This is a genomic window from Motilimonas eburnea, from assembly GCF_021295345.1.
GTDB classification, from domain to species: Bacteria; Pseudomonadota; Gammaproteobacteria; order Enterobacterales; family CBDFNC01; genus Motilimonas; species Motilimonas eburnea.
On the sequence record NZ_JAIMJB010000006.1, the window covers coordinates 113,024 to 137,536 of the forward strand.

Here is a 24,513-nt window from a genome sequence, read left to right on the forward strand (position 1 = left end):
CCATTTTGACCAATAATAAACTAAAAATTCTGTTTGTTGCCTCTGAGGTTGAAGGCTTCGCGAAAACAGGAGGCTTAGCGGATGTGGCTAAAGCACTGCCTTTAGCGCTCCATGAAAGAGGCCATGATGTACGCGTCATGATGCCACTGTATCGCAGTGTTAAAGGCGCAGATCAAGCGGAATTTGTCTGTAACCAAACCATACGCCCACAAAGCGGCTTACCAGAAATCCCCTATACCATTAAACGCTTAAAACAAGGCAACGTCACTGTTTATGGCATAGACAGCGCCCATTATTTTGACCGTGCGGGGTTATATGGTGAAGATGATCATGCTTACAATGATAACGGCGAACGTTTTGCTTTCTTCTCTTTGGCTATCATCCAAAGTTGTGAAGCGATTGATTTTACGCCTGATATTATTCACTGTAATGATTGGCATACGGCTTTAGTGCCCTTTTTATTAAAGACGCGTTTTCGAGATCACGGCCGTTTTGCTTATACCAAAACCGTTTTGACTTGTCACAATGCCGCCTATCAAGGCATTTTTGATAAATCACAGCTTAAACTGATCCCTGAAGTCAACAGTTGTATGGATCATCGCGTGCTTGAAAACTATAGTTACATCAACTATTTAAAAGCAGGCGTTTTGTACGCAGACAAAATCAATGCGGTCAGTCCCAATTATGCGTCAGAATTACTCACCCCCCTTGGCTCCCATGGCATGTCGCATTGTTTTGTCGACCGGATCCGCGATTTTGAAGGCATAATTAACGGCTGTGATTACAATGATTGGAACCCAGAAACGGATCCTCACTTGCCCCAAACTTATTCTGCCGATGATTTAAGCGGTAAAGCCGCCTGTAAAACAAAATTACAACAAGATGTCGGCTTACCTACCGCCAACAAAGCCCTATTTGGCATGGTTTGTCGCCTGACCGAGCAAAAAGGATTCAACATCTTATTGCCCGCTCTCGAGGCCTTATTGTTACATGATGTTCAGTTAGTCATAGTAGGCACAGGTGACCCAGCCATCACCGGCCACTTAAAGTCCTTGGAGCAGCATCATGGCGACAAATTCAAGTTCATGAATACCTATAGTGATTATCTATCACACATGGTGGAAGCCGGCGCCGACTTTTTCTTAATGCCGTCCCTGTTTGAGCCTTGTGGCTTAAATCAACTGTACAGCTTAGCCTATGGCACTTTGCCAATTGTTCGTGGTGTCGGAGGCCTTAAAGATACCGTTAATGATTATGATCAGGACCAAGACAGTGGTAATGGCTTTATGTTTTATGAGCCCGAGCCCGTTGACCTGACGAACTTACTTCGTCGTGTATTACTGTTATACCTAGAGCAACCAGATGAAATCGCACGCTTACAAAAACAAGCCATGCAATCACATTTCTATTGGTCAGAATCCGTACTTCAGTACGAACGACTCTATGCTAAAGCCTTAGAGCGTTATGCTTTATAGGTCACAGGTTAAGCAGGGCTAAACAGGCTTTAGCCCTTCAAGACAAATTTAGGTATATACTGAGTTAAACACTTATATCTTCTAGGAGACACTATGGCGCTAGGTATTGATGTACATAATTTTACAGAAAAATTTGTCAGTGAACGCTTTGCTCAGTTAGATCTTTATCGTCGGTTTGATGCTGAGTTTTTAGAAGATCTTGCGTGCATAGTACTTAATAAACTACCGGTTCATTACATCCGCTATGATGTTGATATGTATAGCTATATGAAAGATGAAGATAAAGTCGCGTTGAAACAGAAAGTCGAGCAAGCCGTGGACGAATCCATCGAGTTTTTATTCGATGAAAAGCAAATGAAATTCAGCCGAGATGAGAAAGCAGAATAACGCCAAACTCAGCTCAGGCCCTCAAAAGACAATAATATCGCCAATGCAAACAAGGTGAACATTGGCGATATCATAATAAATGGGCGCATTGCCGGTACTAATAACATCACAGGTGCAATTAAAATGCACAAAGCCAACACCAAATTCATCCCTCTCTCTCCACTCGCATTAAAATAAAAAACAAATAAGACAAACACTTAGTTTCGTCTATGCTTAAAGAAAACAAGATACAACACACTTTAATAATAATGATTACCATTAGCAAGTAATAATTTGGAGGTGGGTATGTTCGTGGTACTGTATCAATGGCAATTACGGCCAGAGCGCGTTAAAGAATTCAAGGAAGGTTGGAGTGAAATCGTTCACCGCAACATTGAAAAGTACGGCGCGCTGGGCTCTAAACTGCACCAAAGTCATGACAACACTTGGTATTCATATAGCCAGTGGACGAGCAAGGCCTGTTGGGAAAGGGCTTTTAATATGGATGACTCGCATCAAGAAGCACGTAAAAAAATGCTGTCAGCCATTTTGCGAACCGAGCCACCTATCGCCATGATCCCCGTACTTGATCACCTTGTTAGCGATGAAATGTTAACCCAACCCTACCCGTGAGCCAGCCAAAAAAAAGCCCCAACCTAGGTTGGGGCTTTTCAGAATTGGTGCCCGAGGGCGGACTTGAACCGCCACTTCCGAAGAAACCTGATTTTGAATCAGGCGTGTCTACCAATTTCACCACTCGGGCTAAATTTTCATTACAGCGTCAGCTGAAGAACTGTTGCCGATTATACTTAAGGCATGCACCTTGGCAAGGGGTTTTATTAAGATATCCGCTCAATCTAAACCAAGTGCTCACTAATTCATCAATTTCATAAATTTATGCGCTATTGCACTGCGAATAATGCCATTTTTGGTACAATCCGAGCATCCCTTAACCTGTTACACCCAGAATAATAAAGATGAAGAAAAATAAGAAACGTAAAACGACTGCAGCCGAACCGACGCCAGCCAACCCTTTTGTCCATTTGCCCGCTGCGGGCTTAGCAAGACGTTTAGGTGCCCTCATCTATGACAGCTTAGTGGTAGCCGCAGTGATGATGTTTACCGCTGGTATCGGCGCGGGCGTTGCTTTGGTGTTAGAGGCAATGGGCTTTCTATCCACTCAAGGTTATGTCGATATGGCTGATTATTTGAGTAAAAACCTGGTTTACCAACTTTGGATTTGGTTTATTTTTGTTGGTTTCTATGTGTTCTTTTGGACACGAGGCGGTCAAACCATCGGCATGCGCGCTTGGCGGCTACGCATTCAAAATGAGGACGGCACGGCCATTAACAAGACCCAAGCTGTTATTCGCCTTGCCACTGCTTGTTGCGGTTTAGGCAACCTATTTGTTCCCTTTAACAAACCAAAACATCGCAGTTTTCAAGACCACTGGGCCGATTGTGAAATGGTTGTACTCACCAAAGAGCTCAACAACCGAGTCACTTTAAAAGGGGTCAAGTGGTATTAAGGTAGGTTGTAACAGGGCGAATGCCCTGTTACTTACTTAGCTTTGCCGTTTCAGTAAGAATGCAGACAACCCTACAAAGCATAAACTGGGTGTCACGGCCCCGACTAAAGGAGGAAAGTTAAATACCAGACTCACCGGGCCAAACATTTCATTGGAAACATAAAAAGTAAACCCGACCACTATCCCCATCATTAGCCTTGCGCCCATGGTCACCGTCCGCAAAGGGCCAAAGATAAATGAAATGGCCAGTAACATGGTGACCAAAACGGTAAAGGGCACCATGACCGCGCGCCAAAAAGCCAGCTGATAACGCGCCGCATCTTGCTTATTCGCTTGCAGGTAATCAATATAATCCCACAAATTTCGCATCGACATATCTTCAGGCTTGATGGTCACCACACTAAGTTTGTCCGGAGTCAGGCCAGATTCAAAGGCTTGCTGTGGGAACTGTTCCGTGCTCACCTGCTTGTGACTAAAAGTGGTTTTCGTAATATCATAGGCTTGCCACACCTTATCAGTATATTCAGCACGCTCAGCATGAAGGGCTTGGGTTAATTCCAACTCATCATTAAATATAAACACGCTGACATCATACAACTGAGTTTTGTTACGTACTTCCCCTATGCTGACAAAATTTTCGCCATCTTTCGCCCATACGCCATATTGAGAGCTAATCACATCGCCGCCTTTGGTGGCACCGCGCCTTAACTCTTTTGCCGCCTGTTCCGAAATGGGCGACACAAACTCTCCCATCACCATCACCAACACCATAATCGGGATGGCGGTTTTCAAAACCGCAAAGGCAATGCGCAACTTAGAGATGCCCGCGGCTTGCATAACCACAAGCTCACTGCTGCTAGCCAGTGAGCCGAGGCCGATAAGGGAACCAATGAGCGCCGCCATCGGAAAGAATAACTCGATTTCTTTGGGCATTTTTAACAGCACATACAGTGCCGCCATCATCAGGTCGTATTCACCTTGGCCCACTTTTCCAAGTTGCTCTACAAACTTAATGATGGCACTTAAGCCCACTAGCGTAAGCAGACAAAGCAAGGTTGCTGCAATAATGGTACGGCCAATATAACGATCTAGAATTCCCATTACTCACTACCCTTTGCATTATTTGTGACAGCAGAACGCTTAAATACTCGTGAAAAATCAATCCGCTCATGCAGGTTTAAATATATCCCTACCAACAAGAAAGTGATTTGCACCAACCACATACTCATTAGCGGTAACGAGCCTTCTTCTATGCCACTGCGACTGGCACTCAAAAGCAAAAAGTAAGATAAGTAAATCAGTAATGCCGGTAATAGTTTTGCGTAACGTCCCTGACGTGGATTAACCGCCGCCATCGGCACCACAATAAAGGTTAAAATCAAGATAGAAATGGGCAATGCAATGCGCCACTGCAGCTCGACTTGATGGGCCAATTCAGTAGAGCCTAGTAATTCAGCCGTTGGAATAGTATCTACCTTACGCCGCTTATCCTTAACCTCTTGACTCTCCAATACCATGGAAAAACTGTCAAAATGCGTTATTTGGTAATCGTTAGCGCCTTGCGTGCCCTCGAAACGCTGCCCATCATATAAGGTTAAAATTTCAGCGCCATCTTGTTCTGTTACTTTGCCCGATTTTGCCGTGATCACCGAAGGACGAACACCTTCTTCTTTGGGCCAATGAGCCGCAAAAATTTTGTTCAGCTGAAACCCTTTCTCGTAATTTTCGACATACACGACCCCTGCATCACCGGGCACCGAGTGAAAGCGCCCCTCGATTAGCGTGGCCAGGCCTGCATCAGCCTGTGCAGACTCTATCACTTCCCGCTCCCTCTCATTGGCACTGGGCGCAAGATAGAAGGTAATCAAGGCCGCGGCGGAAGCCGTGAAAATGGCCAAAATCATCGTCGATTTTAAAACGTTGCGCGGGCTATAACCACACGCCGTCATCACCACCATTTCACTTTCAGCGTACAGGCGGCCATGGGCTAATAACACGGCGATGAACAAGCTGATGGGGATCATCAAAGAGCCCAGCGAGGGTAAATTCAACCATAAGATAGTCATGACGAGATCAGCTGGAATATTACCATTAACCGCATCCGCCAATACCCGAACGAACTTTTGGCTAATAAAAATCAGCAGTAAGATAAATAACACCGCAAACTGTGTTTTAACGGTTTCTTTTAACAAATATCGAAACAGGATCACTGTCGTTTCCTAACGTTCATGAGCGCTTTATTGGTTTCACTCACAGTAAAAACATCATCGCGTAACTGGCTAAGGCAACTCAATCGGCCTAATTCACGCGGCTTGGGAGTCTCAGCCCCCGCATTTTGAACTCGCTTGGGTATGGTAAACTTGTGTTTTTGCTGGCGTGAGCCAGTATTTTAGGTAAACTTATTATTTTTAGCACTTACCAAATTAAGCACAAAGCTAACACACGCATTATCAACCACATCCAGTATGCGAAAAATAGCAGCTTTTGACCTTATTATGAAGGAGAGTCCATGGAGTTTAGTGTAAAAAGTGGCAGCCCAGAAAAACAACGCAGCGCCTGTATTGTGGTGGGTGTGTTTGAGCCTCGGCGCTTAACTCCGGTGGCCGAGCAACTTGATAAGGTGAGCGACGGTTACTTAAGCGCATTATTGCGCCGCGGCGACTTAGAAGGCAAAGCCGGTCAAATGCTGCTGTTGCATCATGTGCCTAACATGCTGAGCGAGCGTGTACTACTGGTCGGTTGCGGTAAAGAGCGAGAGCTAGACGAGCGCCAATACAAGCAAATTATCCGTAAAACCATCAGCACCTTAAACGAAACCGGCTCCATGGAAGCGGTTTGTTTTTTAACTGAATTACACGTTAAGGGCCGCGATACTTACTGGAAAGTGCGCCAAGCCGTTGAAGCAGCAGACGATAGCCTTTACACCTTTAACCAGCTAAAAAGCAATCCGGGCGAAACCCGCCGTCCACTGCGCAAACTCGTATTTAATGTACCAACTCGAAAAGAGCTCAGCCTAAGTGAAGCCGCCATTAACCATGGTTTAGCTGTCGCTAAAGGGGTGAAGCAGTGTAAAGACTTGGGCAACTTACCGCCCAATATCTGTAACCCTAACTACCTTGCCGAACAAGCGCTGCAACTGGCCGAAAAATACGACACCATCACCACCACCGTCATTGGTGAAAAAGAAATGGCTGAGTTGGGCATGAACTCCTACCTTGCGGTGGGTCGCGGTTCACACAATGAATCTAAGATGTCCATCATTGAATATAAGCAAGGTGATAGCCAGGCTAAGCCTATAGTGCTGGTTGGCAAAGGCCTCACCTTTGATGCAGGCGGTATTTCATTAAAGCCCGGCGCAGGCATGGACGAAATGAAATACGACATGGGCGGCGCGGCCAGTGTATTTGGCACCATGGTTGCCCTCGCTAAATTAAATATACCCTTGCATGTGATTGGCGTACTTGCCGCGGCCGAAAACATGCCCGATGCCAACGCCTATCGCCCCGGTGATATCTTAACTACCATGTCAGGACAAACCGTCGAGGTACTTAATACCGATGCCGAAGGCCGCTTGGTTCTTTGCGATGCCCTGACCTATGTTGAGCGTTTTGAGCCTGAGCTCGTGGTAGACGTGGCCACCCTGACTGGCGCTTGTATTGTCGCATTAGGCCATCATATTTCAGGTTTGATGAGTAATCACAATCCCCTTGCCCATGAGCTTATTAATGCTTCTGAGCAAGCCGGCGATCGCGCTTGGCGCTTACCTATGGGCGATGAATATCAAGAGCAGCTAGAAAGCCCGTTTGCCGATATGGCCAACATAGGCGGTAAATCTGCTGGCACCATTACCGCGGCTTGCTTTTTATCGCGCTTTACCAAGAAGTACAATTGGGCGCATCTCGATATCGCCGGCACAGCTTGGCGCAGCGGCGGTAAAGATAAGGGCTCAACGGGACGACCCGTGCCCATGTTGACGCAATTTTTAATTAACAAGAGCGGCGTCAACGTCGAAGAATAATGACTCAAGGGATGTTCTACCTAATGAGTCAAGCCAATGAGCCGCAAGTTAACCTTCCGGCTCATTTTGCTTTTGCTTGCCAGTTGGCGGCACATCATTATCAACAAGGGCAAAAGGTGTTTATCGCCACCGATAATCAAGCCGATGCCTTTTTGGTGGATGAATACCTGTGGCAATTTAGCGACGATAGTTTTGTTCCCCATCAACTCACGGGTGAACCGCCCTTTTATGGCGCGCCGGTAGAAATTGGTTGGCAAAGAGCAAAACAAAGACGACAAGTGCTGATTAACTTGCGTACAATAGCACCAGAGTTTGCAACCGAGTTTGCACAAGTGGTAGATTTCGTTCCCATAGACGAACTGCTAAAGCAGCAAGCGCGAAAACGCTATGCCACCTACAAACAATGGGGCATTACGCTTGCGACGACACAACTGGAATAGCCGCTGGGTACCATTAGGTAACCACAGAGCCACCAGTAACCAACACCGCTGACAGAGGCCAACCTCTGACTGAGATTTAACCCGCAATTTTAGCCGTTGACTTAAATTGCACTAATTTGACAGAAGCTGACACTGAATATGGAAAAAACCTATAATCCTCAATCAATTGAGCAAAAACATTACCAAAACTGGGAAGAGCAAGGCTACTTCAAACCCCATGGTGATACCACCCAAGACAGCTACTGTATTATGATCCCGCCGCCAAACGTCACCGGCAGCTTACACATGGGTCACGCCTTCCAAGACACCATTATGGATACCCTAGTTCGCTACCAGCGCATGAAAGGTAAAAACACCCTATGGCAAGTGGGCACAGACCACGCCGGTATTGCAACGCAAATGGTGGTTGAGCGTAAAATTGCCGCCGAAGAAGGCAAAACCAAAAATGATTATGGCCGTGAAGCCTTTATCGACAAGATCTGGGACTGGAAGGCTGAATCGGGTGGCACCATTACCAAGCAGCTACGTCGCCTTGGCGCCTCGGTAGACTGGGATCGTGAGCGCTTTACCATGGATCCCGGCATGTCAAAAGCGGTGCAAGAAGTATTCGTTAAGTTGTTCCAAGAGGATTTGATCTATCGCGGTAAGCGTCTAGTAAACTGGGATCCTAAACTGCACACGGCTATCTCTGATTTAGAAGTAGAAAACAAAGACGTAAAAGGCAATATGTGGCATTTTCGCTACCCATTAGCCGATGGCGTTAAAACACCTGATGGTAAAGATTACATCGTTGTTGCAACAACTCGCCCTGAAACCATGTTAGGCGATACCGGTGTGGCGGTTAACCCAGAAGACCCACGCTACCAAAACCTAATTGGTAAATTTATTGAATTACCGCTAGTAGGCCGCCGCATCCCTATTGTTGGTGATGAGCATGCCGATATGGAAAAAGGCACGGGCTGTGTAAAAATCACCCCAGCACACGACTTTAACGACTACGAAGTGGGTAAACGTCATCAACTGCCGATGATCAACATCCTTACCTTCAACGCAGACATTCGTGATAGCGCCGAAGTCTTTAACAGCAACGGTGAACAATCCGATGCCTACAGCACTGAGCTGCCAGCGCAATTCCAAGGCTTAGAGCGCTTTGCTGCGCGTAAAGCCATCGTTGCCGCATTTGAAGAGCTTGGCCTACTTGAAGAAATCAAAGATCACGATTTGACCGTGCCTTACGGTGACCGTGGCGGCGTGGTTATCGAGCCTATGCTAACGGACCAATGGTACGTGCGCGTGGCACCGCTAGCAAAAACTGCGACCGAAGCGGTAGAAAATGGCGACATTCAATTTGTGCCGAAACAATACGAAAACATGTACTTCTCTTGGATGCGTGACGTGCAAGACTGGTGTATTTCTCGCCAGCTTTGGTGGGGTCATCGCATCCCGGCTTGGTACGACGACCAAGGCAATGTTTATGTGGGTCATGATGAAGCGCAAGTACGTAGCGACAACAATATCGCCGCCGATGTTGCGCTACGTCAAGACGATGACGTACTCGATACCTGGTTCTCATCTGCCCTTTGGACTTTCTCAACCTTAGGTTGGCCGGACGACACCGAAGCCCTTAAAACCTTCCACCCGACCGACGTGCTGGTGACGGGTTTTGACATTATTTTCTTCTGGGTAGCGCGCATGATCATGATGACCATGCACTTTATCAAAGACGAAGACGGCAAACCGCAAGTGCCCTTTAAAACCGTTTACGTGACCGGTCTTATTCGCGATGAAAATGGCGACAAGATGTCTAAGTCTAAAGGTAACGTACTTGACCCATTAGACATGATTGACGGCATTGACCTTGAAGCGCTAGTTGATAAGCGTTGTGGCAACATGATGCAGCCGCAACTTGCCGCTAAGATAGAAAAGAACACCCGCAAGGCCTTCCCAGAAGGCATTGAAGCCCACGGCACCGACGCCCTGCGTTTCACCCTAGCCGCCCTCGCATCAACGGGTCGCGACATTAACTGGGACATGAAGCGTCTGGAAGGTTACCGTAACTTCTGTAACAAGCTTTGGAACGCCAGCAACTATGTGTTTATGCACACCGAAGACAAAGACTTAACCGGCGCAGCCGAGTTCAGTCTGGCGGATCGCTGGATCCAAGGCCAGTTGCAGCAAACCATCAAAACCTACCGCGATCACCTAGACGCTTACCGTTTTGACCTAGCGGCCAACACCTTATACGACTTTACTTGGAACGAGTTCTGTTCATGGTACCTAGAGCTCACTAAACCTGTACTGTTTAAAGGCACGCCGGAACAGCAACGCGGCACGCGCCAAACCTTGGTTGACGTACTTGAAACACTACTACGTTTAGCACACCCTATGCTGCCTTACATCACCGAAGAAATTTGGCAACGCGTTAAACCCCTAGCAGGTAAAACCGGCGACACCATCATGCTAGAAGCCTTCCCTGAAGTGGATGAAAGTAAGCTAGACAACGCCGCGATTGCTGACCTTGAGTGGGTTAAACAAGTGATCTTAGCGGTGCGTAACATTCGCGGTGAAATGGATATCAGTCCAAATCTCCCCCTTAATGCCCTGCTTAAAAATGCGTCGGCAGAAGATCAACGTCGCTTTAACGAAAACCAAAGCTTCTTGAACTCGCTAGCGAAACTTGAAACCGTCACCGTACTTAAAGAAGGCGATACCGCACCTGCTTCGGTCACAAACCTAGTAGGTAAAATGGAGCTGCTTATCCCGATGGCAGGCCTAGTGGATAAAGAAGCCGAATTGGCGCGTTTAGCCAAACAAGAAGAGAAAGTAGCGAAAGATCTCGACAAGGTAACCGCTAAGCTAGGCAATGAAAAATTTGTCGGCAAAGCGCCCGAAGCCGTTATCGCCAAAGAGCGGGCCAAACAGCAAGAGCTGCAAGAAGCCCTAGATAAAATTAAAGCGCAGCAAGCAACGATTGCCGCGTTATAATTTCCCCCCTCCTTATTTAGGCTACCTTAGGGTAGCCTTGTTTTTTTAACGTTAATAAAGTATTAAAGTAAAAGGATTTTTATGCGATTATCGCTAAAGATAGCCGTAATGGGTGCTATCGCGTTACTTCAGGGCTGCCAAACAACCCCATACGATAAAGATTACCAATACGTTCCAACAACACTGCCTAGCGAGCTTGTAAAGGAACTTTCTAACACACCCTTTCTAAATAGTAACGGCATTAAAGATGACATCGAATATCGCTTTGTACCAGACCAATCTTATGTCGAAATCATTCATATAGCAGGGCCAGACCATATTTATAGGCAGATAAGCGAAGGCCGCCTTCTCAAATGGTTCTGTGAAGGCGACAACCCTGGACTGAAAAACCTACGAGACAATGGAGTCGGTGTAAAACTGGTTTTTCAGAACATAGGCTCACGATTAACAGCTGGACCTTGGAATAAGGATGCCTGTCCTTCTACTTAGGTTCGATTTGAGTGAGGGCGAGTGAGTGAATAGTAATGTAAGCAACCTAACAGCCACATTGCTATTCACTATGCGAAACAAGGTTAAACCGCCCTTAAAAAACTGATTCATGATTTAATCGCAACACCCTTGCCAGCTCTTCACCGAAGAAAAACCCGCTTATCCCCATTAGAAATCATCTGTTATCCTTATTATTCTCTTCAAATACAGTAACATAGCTAAATTTGAATAAATCAATTAGAGCAAGCTCGCTCTTTAGCCATATAGGATGCAAGTAAAGCTGGTTTCTCTGGCTCGGGTAAACGCGCATTTTTAGCTTTAGCCGCTTGTGGTATCCATTGTGCTGATAATGCCCCGATCTGTGTAAGAGTTGAGTCAGATAGCCCATCAAGATACTCTCGCATACAAGAGCAATAATTATTACTGTTCTTCTTGGTTGTAGCAAAGCGGAGCTCACAAGCTTCGTTATAACTATACTTTGCCTGCGTAGCTGCGCATTTATCCACTAGATGAGTTTTATGCTTAGCCAAAAACTCTGCTGGCGCTAATACCGTATTTAACTCTTGTTGATTAAGGCCCGAGCTAATGCGCTCAATTTCATTGGGTAAACACTCACAAAGATTAACTATAGCGCCTTGTATTGCAAGCACTTCAGCCTCACTTCTAAGCTTCTCGGGAGAAAGCATTGCTTGTAAACGAGCACATTGGGAGGAGCTCGACTGCTTAAGCGTAATCAAAATTGATTCAACTGATGCTTTATCGTTAGCATTCACTCCAAAAGTCAAAACCAACAAAATAAACAGAGCCACCTTGGCGAACATAGCACATCCTTTTTCAAAATAATGATTGGCACTCACTGCTGTCAATCATTCCACCATAATCTAAAAAAGCCAATTGAAAACATGTGAAAAAGTGTGACTGATTCCAACCCACATCTCAAAATGAATGTTTGACTCAATATTTCACCTAGCTAACACCGACAGTCTTATCAACAAACCGCATATAACTATTTGATATTTAACAACTGTCACCTAAGTGGCGGTTGCATGTCGTGGTCAAAAGGGTATGCTTTGGTAATCTTAGTGGCATGAAAGGAACACAGGATGTCGAAGCCCAATATGATTAAAAGTTACCGCTTAGAAAAAGCATGGTCGCAAGAGCAGTTATCGCAATTTAGTGGCGTGAGTGTACGCACCATACAGCGATTAGAAAAAGGTGGCCAAGGTGCATTAGAAACCCTAAAGGCCATTGCGGCTACCTTGGAAGTCGACGTTCAAAAGATACAGCCATCTGCCACTCAAGAGGACGATCCAATGACAAGTAATACAGCCCATGACCAACACACTACGCCACTTGACCCCGAAGCGGAAAAGTTAGCCGAAGTACAAAAGGAAGTAAAAGAGCTAAGAGGCTTTTATTCCCACCTTACCAGTTATGTGCTGGTCATGGTGTTATTAACCATCATTAACATCATCTTCAGCCCAGATTATTTTTGGGTTATTTGGCCCATGTTGGGCTGGGGAATCGGCATCGTCAATCATGCTCTAAGCGTGTTTAATATCTTGCCCAGATTTGGCAAAGATTGGGAGCAAAAGCAAATTGAAAAACGAATGAAAAAATAACATATACCTAGGGCCTGTTGACCTTTGGAGCTTGTTTTTGCAGCGATTTGTTGGGTATTTATACAAAACAATCGTTGTGGGCAGCATCTTTGTGGCATAGTCACCTACGCGAAAAGGCGCTAACGCAGTAGAAATGACCAACAAACGCTGTCCTTTGGATTCGGCTAAAAGCGTTTTGCGCGTCGTTGAGCGGTATTTACTTAGAATGCTAAGCTACACACCGCTCGCCTTGCTCAAAACGCTTTTAGACAGGGTGTCTCCCACTCCAACAAAAATTAACCACGAAAGATCAACAGGCCCTAGGCCTTTACTGTGTCCCAGCAGTAAAGGCGGCTGTTCGGCAGAACCTTGTTTTATCACTCAATAAAAATCAATTTATCTCTCTTTGTCACAATTCACACTTTAAACAGCCTTTGTTGAACAAGAGTGTTACCTTCTGATTATTGATAAAACAAACATATAAAATACCCAAATTAGCAAGGCCTTTAGAAAATCCCTCTACCAGTAACAAAAAAGCCAACAAAACAACATAAATACAAACACTTAACAAAAACACCTCAAATAAAACAGATGATTGATGATGTTTTTTTGATCTGATAACCTCTGCCGAAATAACTTTTTAATCGAAATGGAATAAAGATGAAGTTACTAATGGCATTAAGCAGTTGCCTATTACTGATGCAAATGAGCACAGCAATGGCAGCCCCGCAGTATATCCAACCTAAAGCGCTGGAACAGATTGTTAAGACATCAGCCAAGCCGGTGCAAGATCAAAACTTATCGCTTCCTATCATTACTTGGGGTGGAGATATCACGACCATTTATGCCAACGGCAGTGATAAACAAACTCAAACGGGCTCTTTATTTCATTCTTACGGACTTGATTTTCAACTGACGCGCAATGACGACTTTACTAAGCAGCTCGAGTTATACCTAAGCGGTAAAACACCTTACCTAAGGGGCACCTTAGGTATGATCAATGCCGCTACCGACCTGTTAAACAAACAGCCCAATACCGCGCCAGTCATTATCCACCAGCTGACTTGGTCGTCAGGTGGTGACGCGTTAGTGGTTAAACAAGGCATCAATACGGTCGCTGACTTAAAAGGCAAAACCATCGCACTCCAAGCCTATGGCCCCCATGTTGATTACATGATGACCCTACTAAGTGATGCGAAACTCAAACCAAGCGATGTAAAAATTAAGTGGCTACCTGATTTAACGGGTACAGATAACAGCCCGATGGCCGCCTTATATGAAAGCGATATTGATGCCGCTTTTGTGATCATTCCCGATGCGTTGGCCCTCACTTCGGGCGGCAATGTCGGCACAGGTGCCGAAGACTCAATAAAAAATGCCCGTATCTTGATGTCGACCAAAACCGCAAACCGCGTGATCACCGATGTTTATGCTGTGCGTAGCGATTACTATCAACAACATCGCAATAAAGTTGAGTCCTTCGTTAAGGCTTTATATAGCGCTTCTAGTGAGGTGAAAAAACTATTTAACCACCCCGGCTCCGACCAAGCCCGTTATAACCAACTACTGCGCACCTCGGCACAGCTTTTATTAGATTCTGCCGATGCCGTTGCCGATACCCAAGGCTTATATCTTGATGCAGAGCACCTCGACATCAACAGTAATATGCAGTTTTTTACCGATCAGGCTTACCCGCGAAATGCCAATAAAATGAATCATCAAATCCAGCCCATGCTCAAGCATCTCGCTTTAAGCAAAGGCAGCAAGATGCCAACGCTTGCCGATTGGGATTTTGTGGCCTTAGGTGGCGATGTTTCATTTTCACAAAAGTCACGCTTCAACAGCGCTAAAGTGGCTAACGTCGTGGCGAAAAAACAACAACAAAGTGCCTTATCTGATGGTGAGCTATTCTCATTTGAAGTGGCCTTTACGCCCAACCAAAACGCCTTCGACGGCGCTTTGTATGCCGCAGAGTTTAACCGAGTCATTGAATTAGCGTCCACTTATGGCGGCGCCGTCATTACCGTTGAAGGGCACAGTGATCCCCTGAAATACTTGCGTTCTAAAAAACAAGGGGAGTCAGGCGCCGTCCTCGCCCGCCTTAAACAATCCAATAAAAATATCAGTCTTTCGAGAGCGCAAAGTGTACAAGAAGGGTTAATTGAGTTTGCGCAGCAGCAAGGCATCACTTTAGACAGTAATCAGTTTGCGCTCGTAGGTCATGGCTTTAGCCAACCGCAAACGGGCATGTGTGGTAGCGATCCTTGTGCTCCTAAAACCGAAGCTGAATGGCGCTCAAATATGCGAGTCGTGTTTCGCATTATTCAGCTAGAAGCTGAAGCCGACGTCTTCCAGCCGCTGTAATGGAGCATTAACATGAAGCCTATATTAAGTGTTTTATTCATTGCTTTGGCATGCCTTTTTATCTGGCAAGCCAATTCATTACCCCCCTCAGAAACACTGCCAACATCGAAATCTGTAAAGGATAACATCAGCGATTTTCTGTCTTCGTCTGGTGAAGGTTATGGCCTGCAAGCCACCAAAAATGATTGGCCCACTCTCCCTCAGGAGCAAGGCGTTGCCTCAAGTTTATTGGCGCAAAACTACTTTATCGTGTTTGATGGCAGCGGCTCCATGGCCGAGATCCAATGTAATGGTGATCAAACGAAATTAGTCGCCGCGAAACGTGCGGTAAAGCAGTTTATCAATGAAGTTCCTGCCAATGCCAATGTTGGCCTATTGGTTTTCGATTACTTTGGCACGCAAGTAAAAGCTGAGCTCGCTTCCGCTAATCGAGATGCCATTAAGCAAGCCATAGATGACGTACAGTCGGGCGGTGGCACCCCGTTAAAAACCTCATTGGCCAAGGGCTTTCATGAGATAGAAAAACAAGCTCAGCAGCAGCTGGGCTATGGTGAATACAATATCGTGGTGGTCACCGATGGCGATGCCAGCGTGAGAGAAGATCCTAGCGGTGTGGTGGATCTTATCTATCAATCCTCACCGGTCAGTATTCATACCATAGGTTTTTGCTTGGGGAGTGATCATGCTCTTAACCAGCAAGGCATTACCTTCTATAAATCAGCCGGTGACTCACAAAGCTTAAAGGAAGGGCTGTCCAGCGTACTCGCCGAATCTGACAACTTCACCGATATCGCCCAATTTAATTAAGTCTAGCGAGGATGTAGGAACATAAACATGCAAGGACATACCAAAATCGCCCTTGGCCTTTTAGTGCTTGGTGTTTCCGCTGTGGCCGGATACAAATTACTGCAACCCATGTTGACTGAGCAGCGTTCTATTGCTCAATCCGATGCTCGTAGCACTAAAGGTAAGATCACGATCGGGGTGGATAATTGGGTTGGCTATTACCCCCTTTGTTCAAAAGAGATGAAGCGATCACTGCGACAGCAAGGCTATTTGCTTGAGTGCGTTGATGATCAAGCTAACTATCAGCAGCGTTTAAAAGCCATGAGTCACGGCGAACTTGATTTAGCCGTGGCCTCGGTCGACGCTTGGTTAACCAGCGGTAAGGCTTTTAATTACCCAGGTGCTATCGTTGCCGTGATTGATGAGTCCAAAGGGGGCGATGCGATCATTGCCAACATAGATAGCGTGAACTCCCTTGATGACCTAAAGACCCCAAAACAGCTCACGATTGGCTTCACCCCCGCCTCACCAAGTGAGCACTTACTGCGTGCAGTCGCCTCCCACTTTGATATTAAAACCATTAAGGAAAAACAATTTAACCTAATCGAAACCCAAGGCTCCCATGATGCATTAACTCAGCTCCAAAGTGGTCAGCTTGATGTTGCTGTCTTATGGGAGCCGGACGTCTCTTTGGCACTGGAAAGTAAACAGTTTAAACGCATCCTAGGCACAGAAAATACCCAGTCCTTGATCGTCGATGTGCTGCTGGCTAATCATGATTTCGCTAGAGACCAAAGTGATACCTTAGAGCTGGTTCTCACTAGCTATTTTAAGGTGCTAAAATTCTATCGCGACCACCCGCAAGAGTTGATCAAAGAGCTCAGTGATACCACAGAGTTAAATCAAGCTCAGGTGCAACAACTGCTCAACGGCGTACAATGGGCCAGCTTAAATCACAATACCCAGAAATGGTTTAAGCAACACGGGGCATTAGTGCAAACCATAGAAAGCAGCCTAAATATTTTTGCTGACTTTGCCGACATTCCTTCTGATCTCATTCCAAATGGCGATCCCTATCGGCTCATTAACTCTGCGCCGATTACGGCTGTGCAACAACGTCTACAAACGAGTGCTATCGACCAACCAAGCGAGCCCCCCACCATTCATGTGTTTGATGAGTTAACCGAGCAACAATGGGCCAACATGGTCGAAGTCGGCACCTTGAAAACACGCGCTATTGTCTTTAGCAGTGGCAGTAATGAATTAACCGAGCCAGGCGCACAACAACTGGCCCAAATCGCCGAAAACTTAAACCACTACCCTAATTTTCGTATTCGTATTCAGGGCCACACCAATAACAAAGGTGATGCCAGTGAAAACCTCAAGCTATCAAAAGCAAGAGCGGAGGCGATCAAAGAGTGGCTAATCGCTCAAGGTGGGTTTGACCGCTATCGAATTCAAGCCCAAGGTCTAGGCGGGACGGAGCCGTTACCAAGACAAGCCAATGAAAGCCGGCGCAGTTACCAAAGCCGCCTTAAACGAGTCGAAGTTCGTTTACTCACAGCGGCATACTGATGTTATGAAGTTAAGTAATCTAAATCCCAGTCAAATTAAGCAAACCGTACTTGCGCATACATTACAAAGTCCGCTCGTTCTTTATCCAACCACCTTAGGGTTGGTTGGCATGGCCTACGCTGGACTTATCGAGTCAAGTTTACTGGCATGGTCGTTAAGTGGCGTCGGGCTGACCCTAGGTGGCATCAGCTGGTTAGTAAGCTACTTTATTAAGGGCGATCAATTTGCCAAAAATGCCATTGATCGTTACCACCAACAATTAGTCGCTCAGCGCCAGCAGGCCATGGGGCAATTGCAACAGCAGCTCAAACAGTTCAAGCAGAAAGAAGGGCTATACCAAGTTGAGCAGCTCAACAACAAATTCAGCGCCTTTCAAACCGTGCTCAACAATAAACTCGATCAAAGTGAAATCACTTATGTGCGCTATCTCAGTATGGCCGAACAAGTCTTTCTTTCGGCATTAGATAACCTAAGCGATGCGGTTTCTAGCCTTCAAGGCATTGCCGCCATCGATAGCCAACACATTAAACGCCAGCTTAGCCAATTGGATGACAGCGAACTAGGCCAAGCCAAGAGCAAAGCATTACAAGAGCGCTTAGATTTATTTCATGATACCCATGCACGGGTGGCTAAATTATTTACCGAAAATGAGCAAGCCATGACCGAATTAGATCGAGTATCAAGCCAACTTGCGCAAATTTCTACTCAGTCAGGCCATGCCGAACTGGATATAGAACAAGCCATGACCGAGCTTAGGCTAATGGCCGAGCGCGTCAATCGTTACAGCCAAATCCAATAAGGACGACCTCAATGAATGCAAGTACCTCTACGCTCACATTAGCCACCTCTGACACGGTGAAAGGCGAGTTAAACCTCAATACAACGGAAATGTTATTTCAGCAACAACCCAGTCGCACCATGCTCGACAAAGTGGAGCAAACCGTTGGCCAATTAATGGCGATTGGTGAGCGAGATTTAACCGCACAAAGAGACATGGCGCAAAGTATCACCAGCTTAGCCGAACGCCCTTGTAAAGAATTGGCCCAGCGCAGTCAAATGCTGAAAACGCCACTTCATACCTTAGTCAATGACGCAGAAAGTGGTGGTCAAACGGCCAACACCCTATTAGCACTGCAAGAGCAGGTCAGCGCAGTCAATCCAAACCGAATGGACTTTACCATGAGCACGGTTCGTCGATTATTGAGCTTTCTGCCCTTTGTCGGAACCCCCATCGCCAAATGGTTTGCTCGCTATCAAACCGCAGAAGGCGTGATCAACGATATCGTCAACACCTTGCGTGATGGTGAAGCCCAGTTAAAACGTGATAATCTGACGCTGGAAGAGGATCAGATCCGCTATCGTGAATTAACCTTCACCCTCGAAGACTATATCAAATTCGGCCATTTACTGGATCAGCGTGTTGAGCAAGCCATTGCGGATCAAGACACCCAAGCAGCCAAACAAAAATACCTGCAAGAGCATATTCTGTTCCCACTGCGCCAGCGCATTATGGACTTACAGCAAACCTTAGCCGTCAACCAACAAGCGGTGATCACCGCCGAAGTCATCATTCAAAACAATAAAGAGTTAATCCGCGGGGTGAATCGGGCCATCAATGTCACCGTCACCGCATTAGAAACTGCTTCAGTGATGTCCATTGCATTACAGCACCAGAAAAAACTATTAGATGCCACCCAAGCCGTCAATAACACCACCAATGAATTAATCGTGCAAACCAGCGAACAGTTAAAAACCCAAGGGGTAGCAATTCAAAAGCAAGCTTCTGAATCTCAATTGGATATTCAGAAACTAAAGCAAGCCTTTAATAACATTGAATCGGCGCTGCAAGACATCAGCCAGTATCGCCAAAAGGCGTTGCCGCAAATGGCCCACTCGATTTTAGAAATGGACCAACTGACGAGCAAAATGGAACAAAGCATCCAAGACATGGAGCAAGGTAAATCGGCTCAAGCCAACTTTGCAAACACTATCGAACTGTAACAACCAAAACCTAAGACCTAGCTTGGTCCTCACCAAGCTATTCGAATCAATTTAGTGATAACACCTTAAAAGGATAAACCATGTTAAAGCAAACCCTTGCGGCCCTAACCTTATCTCTGGCCAGCTTATCGGCCCACGCCGCAGATGAATTCAAAGTGTGCTGGAGTCATTACACCGGGTGGGAGCCTTGGAGCTATGCCCAAGACAGTGGCATCCTAGATAAATGGGCAAAAAAATACGATATCACGATCCAACTAGACCTTATCAATGACTATATCGAATCCATCAATTTATATACCTCAGGTCTTTACGATGCCTGCACCATGACCCAAATGGATGCGCTGACCATACCTGCCGTGGGCGGCGTTGATAGCACCGCACTGATTTTAGGTGATTACAGTAACGGTAACGACGGTATCGTGATTAAGCAAGGCAGCTCGGTTGCAGATTTAAAAGGCAGAGAAGTGATGCTGGTTGAGCTCTCTGTGTCTCATTACTTGCTTGCCCGCGCCTTAGATAAAAACGGCTTAAGCGAGCAAGACGTTAAGGTTGTGAACACCTCTGATGCCGATATAGCTTCACTGTTTCAAGCGGCGCCCGATGCCAATGTCGTGACATGGAATCCACCTTTACAGCAAGTCACCAATACCCCAAATGCTAAATTAGTGTTTGATTCATCGATGATACCGGGCGAGATCCTAGACTTAATGGTCGTGAAAACCCAAGCCGATGAACGTTTGAAAAAAGCCCTAACCGGCGCTTGGTATGAAGTTATGCAACAAATGGCCAAGGGTGATGACAAAGCTCTCAACGCAATGGCCAGCAGCGCGGGTGGCAGCTTGGCTGAGTTTAACGCCCAACTTACAACCACGAATATGTTTTACCAAGCCGAGCAAGCGGTTGCTCAAATGCAAGATAAGCAATTGATCAAGACCATGGAGTATGTACGCAGCTTCAGCTTTGATCACGGTTTATATGGCAATGGCGCGCCGTCAAAAGACTTGGTTGGCATCAGCTTTCCAGATGGCTCTGTGCTAGGCGATAACAACAACATTAAACTGAGATTTGACGCCAGCTACATGCAGTTAGCTGCCGAAAATAAGCTTTAATATCAATAAATCAATGGGGCCAACGGCCCCATTTGGAGCCCGCTCAATGCACGCCCCCAAACTTTTAGGCCTTCATGCCAGTCCCAATCGAGGATTACGCATTATGCTAGGCTTACTCCCTTTTATCTTAGTGATTGGCTTATATCTCTGGGCATCGGATTTACGCCTTGCTGATAACCCCAAGGATAAATTACTGCCCAGCCCGAGCCAAATGGTCGACAATATTCAACGCCTTGCTACCGAGCCGGATAAGCGCAGCGGGAAAATCCTATTATGGTCTGACACCTTAGCCAGCCTTTCTCGGATTGCCATGGGTGCGGGTGCAGCCGCCATTATCGGTATTCTACTGGGGCTGAACATGGGCATGTTTAAAGGCTTTTCAGTCTTATTCTCCCCTGTCATCAACTTTATTTCGATGATCCCGCCACTGGCCATCTTGCCCATCTTATTTATTAGTTTTGGCATCGGTGAGTTAGGCAAGGTCATGTTGATTTTTATTGGCTGCTGTCCGTTTATTATTCGTGACATGTATTTGGCGACCTTAGCGATTCCACGCCAGCAAGTGGTGAAGGCGTTAACCTTAGGCGCCAGCCCATTAGCCATAGTGTATCGTGTCGTGCTACCGCAATTAATGCCCCGCGCTATCGACTCATTAAGGCTTACCTTGGGGGCCGCTTGGCTATTTTTAATTGCCGCCGAGGCTATCGCATCAACCGAAGGCCTAGGCTATCGCATTTTCTTGGTACGTCGTTATATGGATATGGCCACCATTTTACCTTATGTGGCGTGGGTAACCTTACTTGGTTTTAGCATAGATTGGCTGCTACGCACCCTGAGACTAAAACTTTATCCATGGTATCAATCAGGAGATCACTAACATGACTCATACCCCCAAATTGCAGTTAAGTCAGGTGATCAAAAGCTATGGCGACAAACGCATTCTGGATGAAATAAACCTCACGGTCGCACCCGGTGAATTCTGTACCTTAGTTGGACCTAGTGGGTGTGGTAAATCTACCTTGTTAAGAATGATACTCGGCCAAGAATTTCCAGACTCAGGCAGCTTACAGCTCGATGGCCAGCCAGCTCATTTTCCCGACCCCAGTCGAGGTATCGTCTTTCAACGCTACTCCTTGTTTCCCCATTTAACCGTGCTGGATAACTTACTATTAGGCCACCGCCTTAGCCATCAAAACTGGTGGTTGCCTTGGCGAGCGAACAGCGCTGCCACAGATAAAGCAATGGATTTTTTACGCCGAGTGCGTATGGATAATGCTGCTCTAAAGTACCCTCATGAATTATCAGGGGGCATGCAACAGCGTGCCGCTATCGCGCAATCTTTGCTAATGAAGCCGCCAGTATTATTGATGGATGAGCCCTTTGGTGCCTTAGATCCCGATACTCGGGAAGAACTGCAAATCTTTATTTTGGAATTATGGCAACAAGAACAACTCACTATCTTCTTTGTCACCCATGATCTGGAAGAATCCCTTTATTTAGGATCAAGGTTATTGGTGCTCTCTCAATATTACCGGGATGACAGGATCAACACAGAACTCAATCAAAAAGGGGCCAAAATTGTGGCCGATCACGCCATTGATTTTGGCTCTTTGTCTACGTCAGTGAAAGATTCGCGCGAATTTAAAGACTTGATCCATTCGGTTCGCCAAGAGGGGTTTAACCCGCGGGTTATGCAACATGTTAATGAATTCAATTTGCTGCATCCCGACGCGTTTCATTACCCAGCGGCTTAGCAAACATCCACAAGACTAAGTCATGACTTAGTCTTGGCTGTCGCGCTTAAACACCAACTCATAGGGCTTAGAGTCTATTGCTGAAAAGAAATAGCCCTCTAAGTCAAACTGCTTGAGTTGCTCAATATCCGTTAATTGATTTTGAATAATGTAACGCGCCATTAGGCCGCGTGCTTTTTTGGCGTAAAAGCTAATGATCTTGTATTGACCATTTTTGTTGTCTTTAAACACGGGGGTCACGAGCTTGCCGTTTAGCTTTTTGCGGTTCACCGCTTTAAAATATTCATTGGAAGCCAGGTTCACCACCAGCTCATCATTTTGCTCGGCTAAGGTTTGATTGATTTTATCTGTGATCAAATCGCCCCAAAACTCATACAAATTTTTGCCGCGTGCGTTGTCTAGCTTAGTGCCCATCTCAAGACGATAAGGCTGCATTAAATCCAGCGGCTTAAGTAACCCATACAAGCCAGACAGCATACGTAAATGGGTTTGGGCAAAGTCAAAATCTTGCTCGCTAAAGCTCGCTGCATCTAACCCCGTATACACATCGCCCTTAAAGGCCAAAATAGCTTGGCGGGCATTATCAAAACTAAATTCAGGCTGCCAATCAGCAAAACGCGCCGCATTTAGCCCAGCTAGCTTGTCGCTGATTTTCATTAATTGCGAGATTTGCAATGGCGTTAGCTCACGACAACGCTGGATCAACTGCGCACTGTGCTCAATAAACTCAGGCTGAGTGTGACGCTCGGTCGCCAAAGGCGATTCATAATCTAATGTTTTAGCTGGAGAAACGAGTACTAACATAACAATTCTCTTGATGTTAAAAGCAAAAAGCTCAGCCTTTATGTGCTGAGCTTTACATCTTACCTATGGTAAATGATTTGTCTATGTCGACAAGCTGACCACTACATATCTATGGTCACATCATCCATCAAACCTGAGCCTAAGCTGTCGCTGCCCTTAAGCTTGATCATTAAGCGTAGATCGTTTGGTGAATCGGCATGCGCCAAGGCTTCCGCGTAACCAATCAAGCCTTGCTGATACAAGTTAAATAGCGCTTGGTCAAAGGTATTCATGCCTAGCTCATTGGATTTCGCCATGATGTCTTTCAATTCATGCAATTCACCTTTACGGATAATATCCGATACTAAAGGCGTGTTGAGCAGAATTTCAAAGGCGCCGCGACGAGAGTTACCATCTTGGGTTTTGATCAATTGCTGGGCCACGATACAACGCAAGTTAACCGACAGGTCAAACAAGAACTGACGCTGCATGTCTTCGGGGACTAAGTGCAAAATACGATCGAGCGCTTGGTTAGCGTTGTTGGCGTGCAAGGTCGCCATACAAAGGTGACCGGTTTCAGCAAACGAAATCGCAAACTCCATGGTTTCACGGGTTCGGATCTCACCAAGCAAGATCACATCTGGGGCCTGACGCAGTGAGTTTTTCAGGGCCATTTCAAATGAGTCGGTATCGAGCCCCACTTCACGCTGAGTGATAATCGACTTGCCATGCTGATGCACAAATTCAATCGGATCTTCCACCGTAATAATATGACCACTGGCGTGCATATTACGATAACCTATCATCGCCGCTTGCGAGGTTGATTTACCCGAGCCCGTCGCACCAACAAATAAGATCAAGCCACGTTTGGCCATACATACTTCTTTAAGGACTTGCGGTAAATGCAACTCCTCAAATGTAGGAATGCGCATTTCAATGCGGCGAATCACCATGCCGGGCATGTCTTTTTGAAAGAAAGCGCTGATCCTAAAACGCCCAACCTTGTCGACATTAAAGGCAAAGTTAGATTCGCGACTTTGCTTAAACTCCGCCATCTGCGCTTCGCTCATGGCGTGACTGGCTAAAGCGTACACATCCGCTTCCGTCATGGCCTCTTTACCGGCAGATTGTAATTGACCATTGACCTTAATAGCAGGTGGCATGCCTACCGATATATATACGTCGGAGCCCTTTAGCTTATGCATTGCCGTTAATAACTGGTCCAGTGTCATCCTTGT

The 24,513-nt window shown here is 46.1% G+C and carries 22 protein-coding genes and 1 tRNA gene; 17 read left to right on the forward strand and 6 right to left on the reverse strand.

Translation table 11 applies throughout. The features are described 5' to 3' along the window. Positions 1–5 precede the first annotated feature (5 nt). The 3 genes from glgA to K6Y21_RS07660 all read left to right on the forward strand — a co-directional run bounded on the left by glgA (position 6) and on the right by K6Y21_RS07660 (position 2,474). Positions 6–1,475: a glycogen synthase GlgA gene (gene glgA / locus K6Y21_RS07650; protein WP_233071204.1), complete on the forward strand. Its 1,470-nt coding sequence runs from the start codon at positions 6–8 to the stop codon at positions 1,473–1,475. Between the two features lie 93 nt (positions 1,476–1,568). After that, on the forward strand, positions 1,569–1,862 hold the full coding sequence (locus K6Y21_RS07655; RefSeq protein WP_233071206.1) for a late competence development ComFB family protein: 294 nt from the start codon (positions 1,569–1,571) through the stop codon (positions 1,860–1,862). Positions 1,863–2,147: 285 nt separating this feature from the next. Further along, positions 2,148–2,474, forward strand: coding sequence for an antibiotic biosynthesis monooxygenase family protein (locus K6Y21_RS07660; protein WP_233071208.1), 327 nt, complete (start codon positions 2,148–2,150; stop codon positions 2,472–2,474). A 45-nt stretch (positions 2,475–2,519) separates the two neighbouring features. Here the strand turns inward: K6Y21_RS07660 and K6Y21_RS07665 are convergent. Continuing rightward, a tRNA-Leu gene (locus K6Y21_RS07665) sits at positions 2,520–2,604 on the reverse strand. Positions 2,605–2,818: 214 nt separating this feature from the next. Between K6Y21_RS07665 and K6Y21_RS07670 the strand changes: the two genes are divergently transcribed. After that, positions 2,819–3,370, forward strand: coding sequence for an RDD family protein (locus K6Y21_RS07670; protein WP_233071209.1), 552 nt, complete (start codon positions 2,819–2,821; stop codon positions 3,368–3,370). A 36-nt stretch (positions 3,371–3,406) separates the two neighbouring features. Here K6Y21_RS07670 and lptG read toward each other — a convergent pair whose 3' ends face one another. Together lptG and lptF are read right to left on the reverse strand one after the other, a co-directional pair. Continuing rightward, a complete protein-coding gene (gene lptG, locus K6Y21_RS07675) occupies positions 3,407–4,471 on the reverse strand; it encodes an LPS export ABC transporter permease LptG (protein WP_233071211.1) in 1,065 nt (354 codons plus the stop codon). Further along, positions 4,471–5,580, reverse strand: coding sequence for an LPS export ABC transporter permease LptF (gene lptF, locus K6Y21_RS07680; protein WP_233071213.1), 1,110 nt, complete (start codon positions 5,578–5,580; stop codon positions 4,471–4,473). Before lptF ends, lptG begins: the two co-directional genes overlap by 1 nt. 299 nt (positions 5,581–5,879) lie before the next feature. On the opposite strand from lptF, the gene pepA reads away from it, so the two are divergent. From pepA to K6Y21_RS07700, 4 genes are all read left to right on the forward strand, one after another. Then, positions 5,880–7,388, forward strand: coding sequence for a leucyl aminopeptidase (pepA, locus tag K6Y21_RS07685; protein ID WP_233071215.1), 1,509 nt, complete (start codon positions 5,880–5,882; stop codon positions 7,386–7,388). Between the two features lie 11 nt (positions 7,389–7,399). Continuing rightward, positions 7,400–7,828, forward strand: coding sequence for a DNA polymerase III subunit chi (locus K6Y21_RS07690; protein ID WP_349629479.1), 429 nt, complete (start codon positions 7,400–7,402; stop codon positions 7,826–7,828). 138 nt (positions 7,829–7,966) lie between these two features. Continuing rightward, complete coding sequence (locus K6Y21_RS07695) at positions 7,967–10,813, forward strand: valine--tRNA ligase (protein ID WP_233071219.1); 2,847 nt, start codon at positions 7,967–7,969, stop codon at positions 10,811–10,813. 81 nt (positions 10,814–10,894) lie between these two features. After that, on the forward strand, positions 10,895–11,302 hold the full coding sequence (locus tag K6Y21_RS07700; RefSeq protein ID WP_233071220.1) for a hypothetical protein: 408 nt from the start codon (positions 10,895–10,897) through the stop codon (positions 11,300–11,302). A gap of 233 nt (positions 11,303–11,535) precedes the next feature. On the opposite strand, the gene K6Y21_RS07705 is transcribed toward K6Y21_RS07700, so the two are convergent. After that, entirely contained in the window at positions 11,536–12,168 is a 633-nt protein-coding gene (locus K6Y21_RS07705) for a hypothetical protein (protein ID WP_233071221.1), read from the reverse strand. Positions 12,169–12,405: 237 nt separating this feature from the next. Between K6Y21_RS07705 and K6Y21_RS07710 the strand changes: the two genes are divergently transcribed. The 9 genes from K6Y21_RS07710 to K6Y21_RS07755 all read left to right on the forward strand — a co-directional run bounded on the left by K6Y21_RS07710 (position 12,406) and on the right by K6Y21_RS07755 (position 22,492). Continuing rightward, complete coding sequence (locus K6Y21_RS07710) at positions 12,406–12,924, forward strand: 2TM domain-containing protein (RefSeq protein ID WP_233071222.1); 519 nt, start codon at positions 12,406–12,408, stop codon at positions 12,922–12,924. A 639-nt stretch (positions 12,925–13,563) separates the two neighbouring features. Continuing rightward, positions 13,564–15,267 carry an ABC transporter substrate-binding protein gene (locus K6Y21_RS07720; protein ID WP_233071224.1) on the forward strand — a complete coding sequence of 568 codons (1,704 nt, stop codon included), beginning with the start codon at positions 13,564–13,566 and terminating at the stop codon, positions 15,265–15,267. A gap of 12 nt (positions 15,268–15,279) precedes the next feature. Next, positions 15,280–16,074 carry a vWA domain-containing protein gene (locus K6Y21_RS07725; protein WP_233071226.1) on the forward strand — a complete coding sequence of 265 codons (795 nt, stop codon included), beginning with the start codon at positions 15,280–15,282 and terminating at the stop codon, positions 16,072–16,074. Positions 16,075–16,101: 27 nt separating this feature from the next. Continuing rightward, entirely contained in the window at positions 16,102–17,628 is a 1,527-nt protein-coding gene (locus K6Y21_RS07730; protein ID WP_233071227.1) for a phosphate ABC transporter substrate-binding/OmpA family protein, read from the forward strand. Between the two features lie 4 nt (positions 17,629–17,632). Then, positions 17,633–18,427 carry a hypothetical protein gene (locus K6Y21_RS07735; RefSeq protein ID WP_233071229.1) on the forward strand — a complete coding sequence of 265 codons (795 nt, stop codon included), beginning with the start codon at positions 17,633–17,635 and terminating at the stop codon, positions 18,425–18,427. Positions 18,428–18,438: 11 nt separating this feature from the next. Beyond that, complete coding sequence (locus K6Y21_RS07740) at positions 18,439–19,629, forward strand: toxic anion resistance protein (protein ID WP_233071230.1); 1,191 nt, start codon at positions 18,439–18,441, stop codon at positions 19,627–19,629. An 80-nt stretch (positions 19,630–19,709) separates the two neighbouring features. Continuing rightward, a complete protein-coding gene (locus K6Y21_RS07745; RefSeq protein ID WP_233071231.1) occupies positions 19,710–20,738 on the forward strand; it encodes a putative urea ABC transporter substrate-binding protein in 1,029 nt (342 codons plus the stop codon). Positions 20,739–20,784: 46 nt separating this feature from the next. Beyond that, on the forward strand, positions 20,785–21,615 hold the full coding sequence (locus K6Y21_RS07750; protein WP_233071232.1) for an ABC transporter permease: 831 nt from the start codon (positions 20,785–20,787) through the stop codon (positions 21,613–21,615). Position 21,616: 1 nt separating this feature from the next. After that, positions 21,617–22,492 (forward strand): ABC transporter ATP-binding protein, encoded by an 876-nt coding sequence (locus K6Y21_RS07755; RefSeq protein WP_233071233.1) that lies wholly within the window; start codon positions 21,617–21,619, stop codon positions 22,490–22,492. Positions 22,493–22,519: 27 nt separating this feature from the next. Here K6Y21_RS07755 and yaaA read toward each other — a convergent pair whose 3' ends face one another. After that, complete coding sequence (yaaA, locus tag K6Y21_RS07760) at positions 22,520–23,296, reverse strand: peroxide stress protein YaaA (protein ID WP_233071234.1); 777 nt, start codon at positions 23,294–23,296, stop codon at positions 22,520–22,522. A 101-nt stretch (positions 23,297–23,397) separates the two neighbouring features. Continuing rightward, positions 23,398–24,507 (reverse strand): PilT/PilU family type 4a pilus ATPase, encoded by a 1,110-nt coding sequence (locus K6Y21_RS07765; RefSeq protein ID WP_233071236.1) that lies wholly within the window; start codon positions 24,505–24,507, stop codon positions 23,398–23,400. Between the last annotated feature and the right edge of the window lie 6 nt (positions 24,508–24,513).